Below are 16,475 nucleotides of genomic sequence, written 5' to 3'. Positions count from 1 at the left end.
CGCGTGGCGCGGATATCCAGCCCTCGCGATCGACAGCAGCCGAGCATGGCTCGGCTCTACAAAAGCGCGCGCAGCGCGCGACCCGCTCCTGCTCTTCCTTCTTCCTTCCGTGATGGGCACACAGGAAACTGTCCGTGGCCGGGCGGGGTGGGTTGCGCAGGGGCGTGAGCCGCATGGATGCGGCGACCGAGCTTACAAAGGACGTACTTGCAGCGACCCCTGCGCAATCCACCCCGCCCGGCCGAGCACGGCTTCTGATTTGAACGACCCACCACGAGGGGCTCAGCCGTTGGCCGAAACCCTCACCCCGCCCGCAACGCCGCCGCTGCCGCCCAGCGTGTCGCCACCCGCGGCGCCGTGATGCACACCGCCTGGTCGGTCACCGTCGTCACCGCGCGCTCCAGCAGCTGGATATCGGCCTCGTGCTGGCGTGCCACATGCGGGTCCTCGAAGAAGATCGCGCGCTGGCAGCGCCCCTCCAGCACCCGGTCGGCAATCTGTGCATCGCCGCCCATCGGGCCACTCTGGTAACGCGTCACCCACGGCGTATCGCTGGGCCAACCCCGGCTCCAGGCCAGCTCGTTCAAGCGCTGCCCGGTGGTGCCCGTCGCAACGCGTTGGCCAAACCGGGCCAGCACATCGAAGTGTTCATCGGCGAAGGCCAGCATCGCCGGCTTCATCGCATCATGCGCGATCAGCGCCAGCGTCTGCCCCTGGAAAGCATGCAGGTCGTCGGCACCGGTGTCGGCAGCCAGCCCGGCGTGGATGCGCTCCACCTCGATCCAGTCGCGTGCAGTGGCCACGGTTGAAATGAACGGCTTGCCGTGGATCACGCACTGCCGCTTGAGCGCGGTTGCTTCCGGAAACACCGAGGACGGATCGACCGGGTCGATCAGGTAGATCGCACCGTCCAGTGTCCGCTCCGGCCCCATGCCGACCACTTCGGCCACCAGCTTCATCAGGCCTCCCTCGCGCCCGTAGGGATACCGGTGCAGGCCGCCGTAGCCGGCCAGGAATCCCTGCCGTTCGATCGCATCGTGGGTGCGCCCGATCGCATGCAGTGACACCCCCAGTTCGCGCAGGCCTGCCTCGCTGGCACGCAGCCAGCGGAACAGCGCCGCGCGCGCATCGTGGTGATGGAGACGGTTGGCAGCCAGGCCGATACGCATCGAGCGCTCCGTAGGACGGGTAGAAGCGGCAGTGTATGTCGGCATTCGCCGATGCGGATGCTTTTCCAATTTTTCTCATTGTCGCGGAAGCCTGCCTCGCTAGCGTGGCTGGCAGCGGTACCGCTGCGCGGCCGTGGTTCCTGCCCGCGAAATGAGGACGTCTACCGTGAATGTCGCCGGCCGCCGCGCCGTCGCCGCCGTCATGGCATCGCTGTTGCTGCCCGGCATCGCCGCTGCATCCGGTTGTACGGGCCCCCTGCAGGTGGCATGGCGCTCCGACCGGCCGCCCCTGTCATACAGCCAGCAGGGCGAGGTTGCGGGATTGGCCGCGGATTACCTGCCGCTGCTGGGCATGCAGGCGGCGCAGCATGCGAAGCCGTTGCCTGCGACGGTACTTACCGAGGGAGCACTGCCGGCCGGCACCCAGGTGCTGCTGGGCTGGCCGCGCGCACAGCTGCCGACAGGCTGGGTGGCCAGCAGGGCCTACCTGGAGGTGCCGCAGGTGATCGTGCGGCGCGAGGGCGCCGCTGCGGTGCTGGGGCTGGAGGGCCTGCGTGGCCGCAGCGTGGCCAGCCCGGACCGGCTGCCGCTGGAGCCATTGCTGGCCGAGCAGGCCCCGGGGGCGCAGCTGCTGGCCCCTGCGCCGCTGGACCACGCGCTGTCACTGCTTCGCGCCGGGCTGGTCGACGCCGTGGTCGCCAATCTCGCTGAACTGGAGGCCGCGCTCCGCGCGGAGCCAGGCGATGCTGTGGTGATCGCGGCACCCGCGGGCTTCGGCGATGCACTGGTACTCGCGGCCGTGCCGGCCTGTGCCGAGGTGGTCGCTGCTTTCGACCAGCGGCTCCTGCAGGAGAGCGATGCACATCGCGCGTCGAGCCGCAGCGCCTGGCTGCCGGACCGGCCACGCGCGCGGCTCACCGGTTCGGCGCTGCGCTGGCTGGTGCCGGCGTCGCTGATCCTGCTCGCGCTCGTGCTGCTGCATGCCTTCGGCTACTGGCGCGTGCATCGCGAGAGCGTGCGTCGCCGCGTGCTGGAGCAGCGGTTGCACGACGTCACCGCGAACCTGCCGGCGGTGGTCTACCAGGCCCGCCGTTCGGCAACCGGCCACTACAGCCTGGCGCAGATCGCCGGTGACGTGCAGGCGTTGTTCGGCGTAAGCGTGGAGACTGCGCGGATCGACCATCTGCAACTGCTGGCCGCGGTGCATGCCGACGACCGCAGCCGGGTGATGGCGTGCATCGAAGCGGCCGCGCTGGTGCGCGGTCCCATCGACGTTACGTTCCGCACCCGGTCGGCGCAGGGCTGGCGCTGGGTCCGATCACAGGGACGACCGCTGCAGTGCGATGACAGCAGCGTGGAGTGGAGCGGCTACTGGTTGGATGTCAGTGAAGCACAGGCGCGTGCAGTAGCGCTGGCCGAGGCGCGCCACGCGGCCGAGCAGGCGGCGCTGGCCAAGAGCCATTTCCTGGCGACCATGAGCCACCAGATCCGCACGCCGATGAGTACCCTGCTGGGCATGCTGGAGCGATTGGCTGCCAGTGACCTGGATGCGGGCCAGCGGCAGGTGCTGACCACCGTGGGTGATGCCGCGCAGATGCTGCGGCAGATCCTGGACGATGTGCTGCACAGCCAGCGCCTGCAGCCAGCGCCACTGCAGCTGCGGCCGACCGATCTTGCGGCGCTGGTGCGCGCGGTGCAGCAGCTGTTGATGCCCGTCGCGGCCAGCCGCGGCCTGCACCTGCACAGCGAGATCGACCCCATGCTGCAGCAGTGGTCGCTGGCCGATGGGCTGCGCCTGCGCCAGGTCCTGTTCAACCTGGCCGGTAATGCACTCAAGTTCACTCTGCAGGGAAGCGTGGTGCTGCAGGCCCATGTGCTGCAGCAGCGCGATGGCGGGCAGCGGTTGCGCCTGCAGGTGACCGATACGGGCGTGGGCATCAGCATGGAGCGGCAACAGGCGGTATTCGCTGCCTACGAGCAGGCCGAGACCTCGACCACGCGCCGCTTTGGTGGCAGTGGGCTGGGCCTGTCGATCTGCCGCGAGCTGGCGGCATCGATGCGGGGCCAGCTGCACCTGCGCAGCGCGCCGGGCAAGGGAACCACCGTATGGCTGGAACTGGTGCTGGCGGCCTGTGCGGCACCGACGGTGGTACCGGTGCTCACGACGGCCGTGCAACGGCCGCTGCCGCCGGCGCGGGCACTGGTTGTTGAAGACCATCCGACCAACCTGCAGTTGCTGGTACAGCGCCTGCGCGAGCTGGGGCTGCAGGTACACGCCTGCGACGATGGCCAGCAGGCATGGGAGGCCTGGCAGGCGCAGCCCTTTGATCTGGTCATCACCGACTGCCATATGCCGCACATGGACGGCTTCGCGCTGGCACGGGCGATCCGTGGCGATACCTGTGCCATCCGTGCGCAGGTGCCGATCGTCGCGCTGACTGCCAGTGTGCTGGAACGCACACGCGAGGCCTGCCGTGATGCGGGCATCGACCATTTCCTGGCCAAGCCGGTGGCGCCGTGCGAACTGCGCGCGCTGCTGGAGGAGCTGCTGTTGCCGGACTCAGTGCGCCAGTAGGCGGACGATGCTGGCAGCGGCATCGCGGCCTTCGGCCACGGCGGTCACCACCAGGTCTGCACCGCGTACCGCGTCGCCACCGGCGAACAGGCGTGGATGCGCGGTCTGGAATGGCAGGCGGTCCTTGCCCCCGGCGACGATGCGGCCGTTGGGCTGGCCTTCCACCCCCAGGTCCGCCAGCCACGCCGGCACGCTCGGCGAGAAGCCGAAGGCGATGATCACCACGTCCGCTTCCAGCAGGGATTCACTGCCTTCGATCGGCACGGCGTTCTGGCGGCCATTGGCATCGGGCTCGCCCAGCCGGGTTTCGACCACGGTCACGCCGATCACTTCATCGTCGGCGCCGGCTTCGATCGACAGCGGCTGGCGGTTGAACAGGAAGCGCACGCCCTCTTCGCGCGCATTGGCCACTTCGCGAGCGCTGCCGGGCATGTTGGCTTCGTCGCGCCGGTAGGCGCAGGTGACCTTGGCCGCGCCGAGGCGCACCGCGCTGCGCACGCAGTCCATGCCGGTATCGCCACCACCGAGCACCACCACCCGCTTGCCGTTGAGGTCGGGCAGGGCGATGGTGTCTTCCCAGCCGGCAATCGGCCGGCCCTTCGGGTCATCGCCGCCGACGATGCGGCTGTTCTGCACCAGGAACGGCAGCGCCGGCAGCACGCCCTTCAGGTCCTGGCCGTCGAGGCCACCATCGGTGTAGCGGTAGGCGCCGGTACCGATGAACACCGCATCGTGGGTGTCCAGCAGCTGCTGCACGCTGAGGTCGCGGCCGATCTCCACGCCGAGGCGGAACTGCACGCCCATGCCCTCCAGCACGCCGCGGCGCCGGTGGATCACGTCCTTGTCCAGCTTGAAGCTGGGAATGCCGAACTGCAGCAGGCCGCCGATCTGCTCGTAGCGGTCATAGACCACCGCGGCAATGCCGGCGCGGGCCAGGCGGTCGGCGCAGGCCAGGCCCGCGGGACCGGCCCCGATCACCGCAACGCTGCGGCCGGTCGGCTGCACCGCGCCCAGGTCAGGGCGCCAGCCGCTGGCCAGCGCGGTATCGACGATGTATTTCTCCACCGCACCGATGGTGACCGCACCGAACTCTTCCAGCGTGCAGCTGCCCTCGCACAGGCGATCCTGCGGGCAGACCCGGCCGCACACCTCCGGCAGCGGGTTGGTGCTGTGGCACAGCGTGGCGGCTTCGTGGATGCGGTTCTCCTGCACCAGCTGCAGCCACTGCGGAATGGCGTTGTGCACCGGGCACTTCCAGCTGCAGTACGGGTTGCCGCAGTCCAGGCAGCGGCCCGCCTGGTACTGGGCGTCCTCCTTGCCGAACTTTCCGTACAGCTCGCCCCAGTCGCCGGACGTGCGCAGTTCCACCGGGATGCGCTGCGGCATGGTGCGGGGCAGGTCGAGGAACTGGAAGGCGTGCTTGCGGCTCATGGCGGGCTCTGGAATGCGGGGGGGAACGTTGCCGGCCAGCGGCCGGCACTACCGGAAAACATCACGCGGCGCGTCGCAGGGTTTCGGTCAGCGACTCGATGCTGGCGGCCTTGGGTTTGACCAGCCAGAACTTGCCGATGTAATCGCGGAACTCGTCCAGGATCTGCTGTGCCCAGATGCTGCCGGTCAGCTCGCGATGGCGGCCGATCAGGCGGTGCAGGTGCTGGCGGTAGTTCTCGAAGCCTTCGGCGGACACGCGATGGATGTCGATCAGCTCGTGGTTGTAGCGGTCGACGAAATCACGGTCCACGTCCAGTACGTAGGCCAGGCCGCCGGTGAAGCCGGCGCCGAAGTTCAGCCCGACCTTGCCCAGCACCAGCACCACGCCATCGGTCATGTACTCGCAGCAGTGGTCACCGGCACCTTCGACCACGGCCAGCGCGCCGGAATTGCGCACCGCGAAGCGCTCGCCGGCGCGGCCGGCAGCGAACAGCTCACCGCCGGTGGCACCGTACAGGCAGGTGTTGCCGATGATGGCGGTGCTGCGTGCCTCGAAGCGCGCGCCACGCGGCGGCCGCACCACCAGCCGGCCGCCAGCCATGCCCTTGCCGACGTAATCGTTGGCTTCGCCTTCCACTTCCAGGTGCAGGCCACCGACATTGAAGGCGCCGAAGCTCTGCCCGGCGCTGCCACGGAAGCGCAGTTCCAGCGGTGCCTCGGCCATGCCCTGGTTGCCGTGCGCGCGTGCCACCGCACCCGCCAGGCGGGTACCGATGCTGCGGTCGGTGTTGTGGATCAGGAAGCGATGCTCGCCGCCGCGCTTGTGCTCGATGGCCGGGGCCAGCAGGCCATCCATCTGCGTGGCCAGGCTGTCCGGCGATTCGTACAGGCGCTGCGCGGCGCAGTGGCTGCCCTCGTAGCGGCTGTCGGCCAGCAGGCGCGACAGGTCCACGCGCACGCCGTCGCGCGGCGCGGATTCGATCTGGCGCAGCAGGTCGGTACGGCCGACGATCTCTTCCAGCGAACGCGCGCCCAGGTAGGAAAGCCAGCCACGCACTTCTTCGGCCAGCAGCCGGAAGAAGTTCTCCACGCGCTCGGGCTGCCCGGTGAAGTGGTTCTCGCGCAGGCGCTCGTCCTGGGTGGCCACGCCGGTGGCACAGTTGTTGAGGTGGCAGATGCGCAGGTACTTGCAGCCCAGCACGATCATCGGCGCGGTGCCGAAGCCGAAGCTGTCGGCGCCCAGCAATGCGGCCTTGACCACGTCCAGCCCGGTCTTCAGGCCGCCATCGGTCTGCAGCAGGGTACGGCCGCGCAGGTCGTTGGCGAGCAGCGCCTGGTGCGCCTCGGCCACGCCCAGCTCCCACGGCACGCCGGCATAGCGGATCGAGCTGACCGGCGAGGCACCGGTGCCGCCATCATGGCCGGAGATGGTGATCAGATCCGCACCGGCCTTGACCACGCCCGCCGCAATCGTTCCGACGCCGGCATGGCTGACCAGCTTCACCGACACCAGCGCGGTCGGGTTGACCTGCTTGAGGTCGTAGATCAGCTGCGCCAGGTCCTCGATCGAATAGATGTCGTGGTGCGGCGGCGGCGAAATCAGGCCGATGCCCGGGCGCGCATAGCGCAGCCGCGCGATCAGTTCGTTGACCTTGTGCCCGGGCAGCTGGCCACCCTCGCCGGGCTTGGCACCCTGCGCGACCTTGATCTGCAGCACCTCGGCATTGACCAGGTACTCGGCGGTCACGCCGAAGCGCCCGGAGGCCACCTGCTTGATCTTGCTGCGCCTGGCGGTGCCATAGCGTGCGGGGTCTTCACCGCCTTCGCCGGAATTGCTGCGGCCACCCAGGCGATTCATCGCAATCGCCAGCGCTTCATGCGCTTCCGGTGACAGGGCGCCGAGGCTGATCGCCGCGGTATCGAAGCGCGGGAACAGTTCGCTGGCCGGGGCCACTTCATCGAGCGGTGCGGGCGTGGCGGCAGGGACCAGTTCCAGCAGGTCACGCAGTGCCGAGGGCGGGCGCGCATGCACCGCATCGCAGTACTGCTGCCAGGCACGCGGATCGCCGCTGCGCGCCGCGCGCTGCAGGGTGGTGACCACGTCCGGGTTGTACATGTGGTACTCGCCGCCGTGCACGTACTTCAGCAGGCCGCCGACATCCAAGTCCTGCTGCGCGTCCCACGCCTGCGCGCACAGCTCGCGCGCGTCGGCATCCAGGCGCGCGAAACCCGCGCCACCGATGCGCGAAGCGGTATCCGGGAAGCACAGATCGACGACCTCCGGTTCCAGGCCGATGATCTCGAACAGCTGCGCGCCGCGGTAGCTGGCCACGGTACAGATGCCCATCTTCGAGATGATCTTCGACAGCCCCTTGTAGACGCCCTTGCGGTAGCGGCGGCCGATCTGCGACTGCTCACCGCCCTTGCTGAGCTTGAGGATGCCGCGGCGGCCCAGGTCGAACAGGGTCTGGTAGGCCAGGTACGGATACACCGCCGTGGCGCCGAAGCCGAGCAGGCAGGCCATGTGGTGCGGGTCGCGCGCGGTGCCGGTCTCGACGATGAGATTCACGTCGCAGCGCAGGCCCAGCCGCGAGAGGTGGTGGTGGATGGCGCTGGTGGCCAGCAGCGCATGCACCATCGGCCGCCCGGCCACCGGGTAGCGGTCGGACAGCAGCAGCATCACCATGCCTTCGCGCGCGGCCTGTTCGGCCTCGGCGCAGATGCGCTCGATGCCGGCACGCAGGCCCTCGTCTTCGCTGTAGGACAGGTCGAGCAGACGGTTGGCCTGCGCGTACTGGTCCATCTTCAGCAGCTGGCGCAGCTTGCGCTGGCTGAGCACCGGCGAATTGAGGATGACGTGGTTCACCGTCTCCGGACCGGCATGGAAGATGTTGGTCTCCTTGCCGAGCTGGGTGGACAGGGACATCGCGCAGTCTTCGCGCAGCGGATCGATCGGCGGGTTGGTGACCTGCGCGAAGGCCTGGCGGAAATAGTCGTACAGCGGGCGGCTGCGCTGGCTCAGCACCGCCATCGGCGTGTCGTCGCCCATCGAGCCGGTGGCTTCCTGCTCGGTCTCGGCCAGCGGCCGCAGCACCTGCTCCACTTCCTCGCTGCTGAGCTGGTACAGCTTGTGGTAGCTGCGCAGGGTGGCTTCGTCGAACGGCTCTTCCACCAGCGACGGGTCGATCAGTTCGGTCTGCAAGTAGGTCACGCCCTGCTGCAGCCACTGCTTGTAGGGCGCGCGGCCGCGGTTGATGCGGTCGACCGCATCGGAGTCGAGCAGGTCGCCGCGCTTGAGGTCGATCGCGATCATTTCGCCGGGGCCGAGCTTGCCCTTGCGCACCACCCGCTCGGTGGGCACTTCCCACACGCCCGCTTCAGAGGCAACCAGGAAGTGGCGGTCGGCGGTCAGCATCCAGCGTGCCGGGCGCAGGCCGTTGCGGTCGAGGGTGCAGACGGCGTAGCGGCTGTCGCAGGCAACGATGCCGGCCGGGCCATCCCACGGCTCGCTGTTCAGGCCGTGGAACTCGTAGAACGCGGCCAGGTCCGGGTCCTTGAACTCCAGCGACTGGGTGGCCGGCGGCACCAGGATGCGCAGCGCCTGGATCAGCTCCATGCCACCGGCGACCATCAGTTCCAGCATGTTGTCCAGGCTCTGCGAGTCCGAGCCGTGCATGGAGATCACCGGGTCGAATTCGGCGATGTCGAAGCGCGGCGTCTTCCACACCTTGCTGCGCGCCTGGGCCCAGCGGCGGTTGCCTTCGATGGTGTTGATCTCGCCATTGTGGGCGAGCATCCGGAACGGGTGGGCAAGCGGCCAGCGCGGCAGCGTGTTGGTCGAGAAGCGCTGGTGGAACACGATCGCGCTGGAGGCCAGTTCGCGCCGCTGCAGGTCCGGATAGAAGCGGCTGAGCTTGTCCGGCAGCACCATGCCCTTGTAGCTGATCGCATCGGGGGTGAGGGTGGTGACGTAGAAATCAGCGTGATCGCGCAGCTGCTGCTCGCTGCGGCGACGGGCCAGGAACAGCGCCAGCGCGAAGCCGGCATCGTCCTGGCCGACACCGGCATCGACGAACACCTGTTCGATGCGCGGCAGGGTATCGCGCGCCAGCTGGCCGCAGACGCTGTCATCGGTGGGTACCTCGCGCCAGCCGGCGACCTTGCAGCCGACCGCTTCCACCTGCGCCTGCAGCTGGGTACGGCAGGCGTCGGCGGCCTCGGTGTCGTGCGGCAGGAACACCAGGCCGGCAGCGAAGCGCGCGGCGGTGGTGATGCCGGCTTCGCTGGCCAGCAGTTTCAGGAATGCATCGGGGCGGCGCAGCAGCAGGCCACAGCCATCGCCGGTCAGGCCATCGGCGGCGACGCCGCCACGGTGGGTCATGCGCGAAAGCGCGGCGATGGCGGTATCAACCAACAGGCGCGAAGGTTGATCGTCGAGCTGGGCGACCATGCCAAATCCACAGGCATCGCGCTCGGAGCGCGGGTCGTAAAGCCCTTGGCGGTTGCGGGGGGCCATCTCTACCTCGATGCGTATAGGGTTGGCGGCGACACTCGTCCCCGCTCATTCCCTGGAGCGCATCGTGAGGCCACCGGATGCCTCGACTAGATCACAGGTTGCTGCAGCGCCGCAATACACGGTTGCAGGTGCAACAGAACGCGCCGGCAACCCCGTGCCGGCGCGGGGTCGCCCTCAGCCGCAGCGCACGCCGCTGACCAGGCCCTTGTCGTCCACTTCGATGTTCAGGCGGTCGCCGAGGAATTCCATCGTGGCCACGTCGTTGGGCTTCATGACGCGCAGCTGGTGGGCACCGGCATCTTCCTGCGCCTGCTTGCCCAGCGCGTCGGCGTAGGCCTGGCCGACCAGGCTCTGCACCTGGCTGGCATCGCAGGTGCCGACCGGCGGTGCCTCGGTGGCCTTGCCGGCTTCGTCGGCCGGTGCCTTAGCGGCTTCGGCAGCCTGCTGGGCATGGGCCGTGGCCGAATCCTGTTCATCCAGCGCCGGTGCCTGGCAGGCGGTCAGGGCCAGCACGGCCGGCAGCAGCAGGGCGGAGAGCGAACGGGCGCGAATCGGGAACGACATCATGACTCCGGAAGGGATTGTGAAAGCCCGAGCATAGCGGCGAACCGATCCTCACGTGTTTGTCTTGTGTTATCGACAGGATCGCGGCAGCGCGGCAGCGACACTGCACGCATGCCGACCCCCTCTACCCCCGAACGACAGGCCGCGCGCGCTGCGGGCCTGCGCTATGTCGATGACACCCAGCCGGGCATCAGCCGGCGCCGCGCCGGCAAGGGCTTCAGCTACCGCGATGCCGATGGCCATGCGGTGCGCGATGCCGCCACCCTGCAGCGCATCCGCGCGCTGGCGATCCCACCGGCCTATACCGCCGTATGGATCTGCGCCCACGCCAATGGCCATCTGCAGGCCACCGGCCGCGATGCCCGCGGGCGCAAGCAGTACCGCTACCACGCCGATTGGGCCGCAGTGCGCGACGCCGGCAAGTTCGACCGGGTGATCGCCTTTGGTGAAGCACTGCCCGCGCTGCGGCGCCGGCTCAGCCGCGATCTCAAGCACAGCGGCTTCCCCCGCGAAAAGGTGCTGGCGGTCGTGGTCGCGCTGCTGGCCGACACCCTGGTGCGGGTAGGCAATGAGTCCTATGCCAAGGAAAACAGATCCTTTGGCCTGACCACGCTGCGCAACCGGCACCTCGACCTGCTGCGCGGCGGGCGCGTACGGATGCGCTTCCGCGGCAAATCCGGGCAGCTGCACGAAGTGACGGTAGGTGACCGCCGGCTGGGCACGCTGGTGCGCGGCGTGCAGCAGTTGCCGGGCCAGGCGTTGTTCCAGTATCGCGACGACGACGGTGCCATCCAGCCGGTCGACTCCGGTGCGGTCAACGATTACCTGCGCGAGGTGATGGGCGAGGAATTCACCGCCAAGGATTTCCGCACCTGGGGCGGCACCCTGGCCGCGGTGCAAGCGTTCGCGGCCACCGAGTTGCCCGAACCGGCCAGCCAGCGTGCGCTGGCCAAGGTACAGCGTGAGGTGGTGTGCAAGGTGGCGACCCAGTTGGGCAATACCCCTGCGGTGTGCCGCAAGGCCTACATCGACCCCTGCGTGTTCGCCGGCTGGGAGCGCGGCGAACTGGCGGAACTGGCCGGCCTGCGTGGGCCGCGCCAGTGGGAACAGGCCACCCTGCGCGTGCTGCGCAGGGCGCGCCGGCTCAGCCGCAGGCGTCAGCCGCAATAGATCGCGGTGATGTTGTTGGTGCGGCCCCTCTCGATGGTCAGGCGGTCACCGCCTTCGTGTGCCGGCGGCACGCGCGGGCCGTCATGGCGCAGCACCTGCACGTGCAGGCTGTCGCTGTCCACGCGCGCGCGCTCGACGGTTGCGGCGGAGGCGGCCAGGCCGAGCGCACCACGCACCCTGTCGCTGTGGCACTGGCCGGAAATCACGCCGTCGATCGGCTGCACCTGGGCCACCGGCGTGCTGCTGCAGGCGGCGAGGGCGAGACAGACGGCGGCGGTGGCGATGGCATGCTTCATGGAAGGGTTCCTTGGTGTGGTTGCGTGCAGCGTGCGACGGCGCACGTGGTGGCGGAATGAACACCGTGCACATCGTGGATACGGTGCGCTCACCCCCGCCAACAGCCTGGGTGGAGACACTGCAGTCGCGGCGGATGCCGCCCCCGGTACTGCGGCGCATGCGCCCGGTAGTGCCGGCCGCTGGCCGGCAATCCCATTCCCCCCCCGAGGAGACCTGCATGGCCACCACCCGAAAGACCCCCGCCCGCCGCAAAGCCTCACCCAAGGTGCGCAAGGGCAGCACCGCGCCCCAGACCGCTGCCGACCCCGCTCGCCCGCGGGTGGTGAAGACCGCAACCCGCAAGGCGGCGGCCGGTGATCCCCGCGCCGCCCGCGTTGCCGCCCGGCAGCGGCGCCTGCAGGACCAGGAAAAGGCCAAGGACGCCCGCGCAGCCAAGAAGGCCACGAAAAAGACCGCGACCCAGGCCGGCGCACGCCGCCAGCCGGAGGCCATGCCGGCCCAGCAGCTGGCAAAGCCGGGGCACGAACACGAACTGGAGCTGGCACCGCGCTTCCTCGCGCCGGACTACACCGGCAGCGGCAAGCTGCAGGGCATGCGCGCGATCGTCACTGGCGGTGATTCCGGCATCGGCCGTGCTGTGGCCGTGCTGTTCGCACGCGAAGGCGCCGATGTGGCGGTCCTGCACCTGGACGAGGCCGAAGATGCCGACATCACCCGCCAGCACGTGGAGCGCGAAGGTGGCCGCTGTGTGGTGATCGCCGGTGACGTGCGCGACCCGCGCTTCTGCAACAAGGCGGTCAAGCAGGTGGCCAAGGCCTTCGGTGGCATCGACATCCTGGTCAACAATGCCGCGTTCCAGCTGCACTGCGAGCGGCTGGAGGATCTGGAAGACGCGCACCTGCAGGAGACGCTGCAGACCAACATCGGCGGCTACATCCAGATGGCGCGTGCGGTACTGCCGCATCTGGGTGAGGGCGCCAGCATCATCAACACCGGCTCGGAAACCGGACTCTTCGGCAGCAAGGCGCTGATCGACTACTCGGCCACCAAGGGCGCGATCCATGCGTTCACCAAGGCTCTGGCCAGCCAGCTGCTGCCGCGCGGCATCCGGGTCAACTGCGTGGCGCCGGGGCCGGTATGGACGCCGCTGAACCCGGCCGACAAGCAGGCCGGGGATGTCGCCGAGTTCGGAAAGGACAGCGACATGGGCCGGCCTGCACAGCCTGAAGAGCTGTCACCGGCGTATGTGTTCCTGGCCTCGCCGGTCTGTGCAAGCTACATCAGCGGGGCGATCCTGCCGGTGATGGGTGGGCCGCGCGGCTGAGTCGTGTCGGTTCCCGCCTGGATCCGGCGGCAGCGAAGGTGTGCGGCCTGTCAAAGGCCCCACACCGTGCGATTGGGGTAGGCTGATCCTGTACCGACCATGTTCAAGGACCGACCATGCCCGAAATGGATATCAATGCCGCAGCCAACGAGGTCGTCGCCCTGCTGTGGCGGAACGATGCGCGTGCTGCCGCCACCCGCCTCCAGGCCCTGCACGACGGCCAGAGCGCAGTGGTGCAGGAATCGCTGGATCGCTATATCTCGGCGCGTGCGGCCGCCGAGCTTGAGGGCTTGCGCCGGAACGGGGGCGTGGCCGCAGCGGATGCAGCTACGGTGAATCCGATGCTGGATCGCTTGGGCGAGGCGACGCGCCCGCCGCGGATGCCCGATGCTGCCGAGACAGCGGGATTGAGCCAGGCCCAGCAGTACGACGTTTATGGCAGCATCGTGGCCCAGCGCGGCAACATCGCAGCGAACGATGCAATGGCAACCCAGGACCGCGTGGTGCTGGGGTTGCGCGATGAGAACCGCACGACCGAGGCGCGCGGACGTGGGGTCTACGATGACCGCATCGTGGTGCTGTGGAAGGATGCGCAGGGCCGCGGCCATGTGCGCGAGTTCAACCAGGCCACGACCGAGCCGACCGCCCAGTACGACGGCCATGCCAAGACCGCGCCGCGCAGCCCGGGCTTTGGCAATGTGGCGCCGCGTGCCAAGACCGAGGGTGAGGACGTCAACGGCGACCGGGTCAAGGATCTGGGGCGCCTGGGCGAGGGCACCATCGAGATGCGCGCGACCACCCATCCGCGCAATGGCCATCCCGATGAGTTCGCGCTGCGTCCTTCGCAGGACGCGATCACTGCGGGCGCCGGACGGGTGGAGCGCGACAGCAATGGCGATGGCTGGTTCGATGCGCGTGATACCCAGGGCGTGCAGGACCTCAACGACACCTTCAAGATCCATCGTGGCAGCCGTTCCAACACCGATTCGGCCGGTTGCCAGACCATCGGTGGCGGCGAGTATGACGACTTCGTGTCGACGGTGCGCGGCACGCCTGGGCAGAACCGCTGGCAGTACGTGCTGACCTCGGTTGCACCCGGCCAGACGCGCGAATTTGGGCAGGACGTGCCGCTCGCGGCCAACGATGACCCCCGTCAGCCGCAGCATCGCGATCATGCCCTGCAGCAGCAGATCAGTACGCGCCTGCAGGCCCTGGGCGGACGCTACGCCGAGCATGCCGAGGACTACAGCCTGGTGATGCTGCGCGAAGCGAAGGCCGCGGGCATCACCCGGGTCGACCAGATCGTGGCCAGCAATCCCAGCGCCGGCCGTGCGGCTGGCGAGACACTGTTCCTGGTGCAGGGCAGCCCGGGCGATCCTGCGGCGCTGCGCGCAGGGGTCAATGCGGCCGAGGTGCGCGAGACCGCGGTGGAATCCAGCCTGCGCCAGCTGCAGCAGCAATCGCGCGAACAGGCTGCACCTGCGCCCGCGCCGGCACAGCAGCAGGACGCGCCGGTGATGGGAGGGCGTTGATCGATGATCCAATCGCAGCTGACGCCGAGCGTTCCATTGATGCTGCTGCTGGCCTGCAGTGCCTGCGCGCCCGCTGGAGAGCGCGTCGCGCCGGTGGCGCCCACTGCCAGCTCGGCCGCGAAACCGGAGGCCCTGCCTGCGCAGACCCTTCCCACGGACCGCGGACTGCCCGCATTGCCGAAGGCTTCCGGCAGCGGCCATCCCGGCGGCCGCTACGCTACGCTGCCCGAACCTGCCAGGCAGGTGCTGGCGCAGTTGAAGTGCAACGTGGAGAGCGCCAGCAAGGTGGAGGTGCTCTCCATTCCCGCGCAGGATGGCCAGCAGGATTTGATGGTTACTGATCGCAGCGGGCCGCGTTTCCGCTATTGGATGCGGTCGTTCTCCGGCAGTGGCGGTACCACCGGCTATCTGGTGCAGCTGCAGGGCTGCCCGGCAACCACCACGGGCATGCGCGCCTACATCGCACAGGGAGCCGCACCGCTGCAGGATGTCACCGCATCCATCCTGGCGCAGGCCGGATTGCCCGATGCGGCGACCATGACGGCCTACCAGGACAAGGGCGCGGGCGATCTGTTCGCCTTCATCGGCGTGCTGGACAAAGTGCCAGTGCTGCGCTGGGTGGCCGAAGCCGACCCCGAACAGCCACTGGCCGCCGATGCACGCAGCTTCGACCATGGCAATGCCATCCACGGCGGTTTCCTGCACTGGAACCAGGATCACTTCGAAGTGGCCAGGGCCGTTCCCGCCGCGCTATGGCCCTGCGATGACAGCCCGTTGCTGCCGTGCAAGGCCGACCCGTTCGTGACGGGGCGTTGAGGCATCGCGCACATAGAAGTCGGCAATGCGCGGAATGAACTGCTGCGGATTGGCACCGACAAGATTGGTCAGCACCACGACCGCCACGCCGCGCTCGGGATAGACCACGAAGGCCGAGCGCGCACCGCCGATACCGGCCACCTGAAGGTCGGGCGATGCGCGCAGTACCGCCCAGCCACCCGCCCACGGGCCGGCGCGGCCATCAGCGAGGCGCTCTGCGCTCCACATCCGCCGCAGTGCCGTCTCCGGCAGCAAACGGCCTTCGGTCAGTGCGACGAGCCAGCGCGCGGTGTCGTCGGCGGTGGTGAGGATGCCGCCACCGGCCCAGAGCGAAGGCGGTATGTCGTAGAACCAGTGCGACAGGCGGGACGGTGCACCCACAGCATCGGTGGCACGCGGGGCCAGGCTGTACATCGTCGCCGCATCCGGAATCAGGTCGTAGCTGTCGCCGAAGGTGGTGCGGGCCATGCGCGCGCTGCTGAACTGGCGTGTGGCCAGGAAACGTTCGTAGGACATACCGGATTGCTGCGCGATGATCCGTGCCAGCAGGACATAGTTGGTCTGGTTGTAGGCGAAGCGCTGCCCGGGCGCCGCTTCCAGCGGCCGCGCTGTCACCGCCGTCCACGCCTGTGCTTCGGAGCCACCGCCCAGCAGTCCGTTCGCATCAAGGATGTCCGGAAGGCCTGAGGCATGCGCCAGCAACTGGTGTACGCGCACGTCTCTCCACGCTGGCGGAAGATCATCCAGGTAACGCGAGGCCGGCGCGTCCAGATCCAGTCGTCCCTCCTGCGCCAGCTGCGCAGCCGCCACGCCGGTGAATGCCTTGGTGGCCGAGTTGAGCGGGAAGCGGGTGTCGCGCGAGGCACGCACACCGTTCTCGACATTGGCCAGACCGTAGGCCTCGGACAGCACGATCTGCCCGTCCTTGACCACCGCGACCTGCAATCCGGGGATGCGCTGTTCCAGCATGACCTGGCGGATCAGGCGGCGGGTCTGGTCGTTGGCCGGGTCGTGGCTGGCAGAGATGGCAGCGAAGGGCAGTGCACTGATGAGCATGAGCAGCACTCGGAGCGTGGGACGG

General features: G+C 68.8%; 11 protein-coding genes. 5 read left to right on the top strand and 6 right to left on the bottom strand.

Translation table 11 applies throughout. The annotated features are described in order from the left end of the window. Positions 1 to 302 precede the first annotated feature (302 nt). Positions 303 to 1,169: a methylglyoxal synthase gene (locus AC5P7A_RS11770; RefSeq protein ID WP_495220159.1), complete on the bottom strand. Its 867-nt coding sequence runs from the start codon at positions 1,167 to 1,169 to the stop codon at positions 303 to 305. A gap of 166 nt (positions 1,170 to 1,335) precedes the next feature. Between AC5P7A_RS11770 and AC5P7A_RS11765 the strand changes: the two genes are divergently transcribed. Continuing rightward, positions 1,336 to 3,744, top strand: coding sequence for a response regulator (locus tag AC5P7A_RS11765; protein ID WP_495220158.1), 2,409 nt, complete (start codon positions 1,336 to 1,338; stop codon positions 3,742 to 3,744). On the opposite strand, the gene AC5P7A_RS11760 is transcribed toward AC5P7A_RS11765, so the two are convergent. The 3 genes from AC5P7A_RS11760 to AC5P7A_RS11750 form a co-directional block, all read right to left on the bottom strand. Then, a complete protein-coding gene (locus AC5P7A_RS11760; protein WP_041862916.1) occupies positions 3,730 to 5,175 on the bottom strand; it encodes an FAD-dependent oxidoreductase in 1,446 nt (481 codons plus the stop codon). The two genes, AC5P7A_RS11765 and AC5P7A_RS11760, sit on opposite strands and share 15 nt — an antisense overlap. A 61-nt stretch (positions 5,176 to 5,236) precedes the next feature. Beyond that, on the bottom strand, positions 5,237 to 9,691 hold the full coding sequence (gene gltB, locus AC5P7A_RS11755) for a glutamate synthase large subunit (protein WP_495220157.1): 4,455 nt from the start codon (positions 9,689 to 9,691) through the stop codon (positions 5,237 to 5,239). 174 nt (positions 9,692 to 9,865) lie between these two features. Further along, complete coding sequence (locus tag AC5P7A_RS11750) at positions 9,866 to 10,255, bottom strand: I78 family peptidase inhibitor (protein WP_014035471.1); 390 nt, start codon at positions 10,253 to 10,255, stop codon at positions 9,866 to 9,868. Between the two features lie 111 nt (positions 10,256 to 10,366). Here AC5P7A_RS11750 and AC5P7A_RS11745 point away from each other — a divergent pair, with 111 nt between their 5' ends. After that, on the top strand, positions 10,367 to 11,425 hold the full coding sequence (locus AC5P7A_RS11745; RefSeq protein ID WP_014645460.1) for a DNA topoisomerase IB: 1,059 nt from the start codon (positions 10,367 to 10,369) through the stop codon (positions 11,423 to 11,425). On the opposite strand, the gene AC5P7A_RS11740 is transcribed toward AC5P7A_RS11745, so the two are convergent. Next, positions 11,413 to 11,721, bottom strand: a complete 309-nt coding sequence (locus AC5P7A_RS11740; protein WP_495220156.1) for a hypothetical protein — start codon at positions 11,719 to 11,721, stop codon at positions 11,413 to 11,415. The genes AC5P7A_RS11745 and AC5P7A_RS11740 overlap by 13 nt on opposite strands. Before the next feature lie 218 nt (positions 11,722 to 11,939). On the opposite strand from AC5P7A_RS11740, the gene AC5P7A_RS11735 reads away from it, so the two are divergent. From AC5P7A_RS11735 to AC5P7A_RS11725, 3 genes are all read left to right on the top strand, one after another. Next, entirely contained in the window at positions 11,940 to 13,046 is a 1,107-nt protein-coding gene (locus tag AC5P7A_RS11735) for an SDR family oxidoreductase (protein WP_401727964.1), read from the top strand. Between the two features lie 116 nt (positions 13,047 to 13,162). Beyond that, positions 13,163 to 14,578 (top strand): XVIPCD domain-containing protein, encoded by a 1,416-nt coding sequence (locus tag AC5P7A_RS11730; RefSeq protein WP_049442523.1) that lies wholly within the window; start codon positions 13,163 to 13,165, stop codon positions 14,576 to 14,578. A 3-nt stretch (positions 14,579 to 14,581) separates the two neighbouring features. Next, positions 14,582 to 15,394, top strand: coding sequence for a hypothetical protein (locus tag AC5P7A_RS11725; RefSeq protein ID WP_495220155.1), 813 nt, complete (start codon positions 14,582 to 14,584; stop codon positions 15,392 to 15,394). Here AC5P7A_RS11725 and AC5P7A_RS11720 read toward each other — a convergent pair. Then, on the bottom strand, positions 15,329 to 16,450 hold the full coding sequence (locus tag AC5P7A_RS11720) for a serine hydrolase domain-containing protein (protein WP_495220154.1): 1,122 nt from the start codon (positions 16,448 to 16,450) through the stop codon (positions 15,329 to 15,331). The genes AC5P7A_RS11725 and AC5P7A_RS11720 overlap by 66 nt on opposite strands. Positions 16,451 to 16,475 lie beyond the last annotated feature (25 nt).

The organism is Stenotrophomonas sp. YJH_SMC_65, from assembly GCF_059369475.1.
Note: the sequence above shows the minus strand (reverse complement) of the source record. Positions and strands in the feature narration are given on the sequence as shown.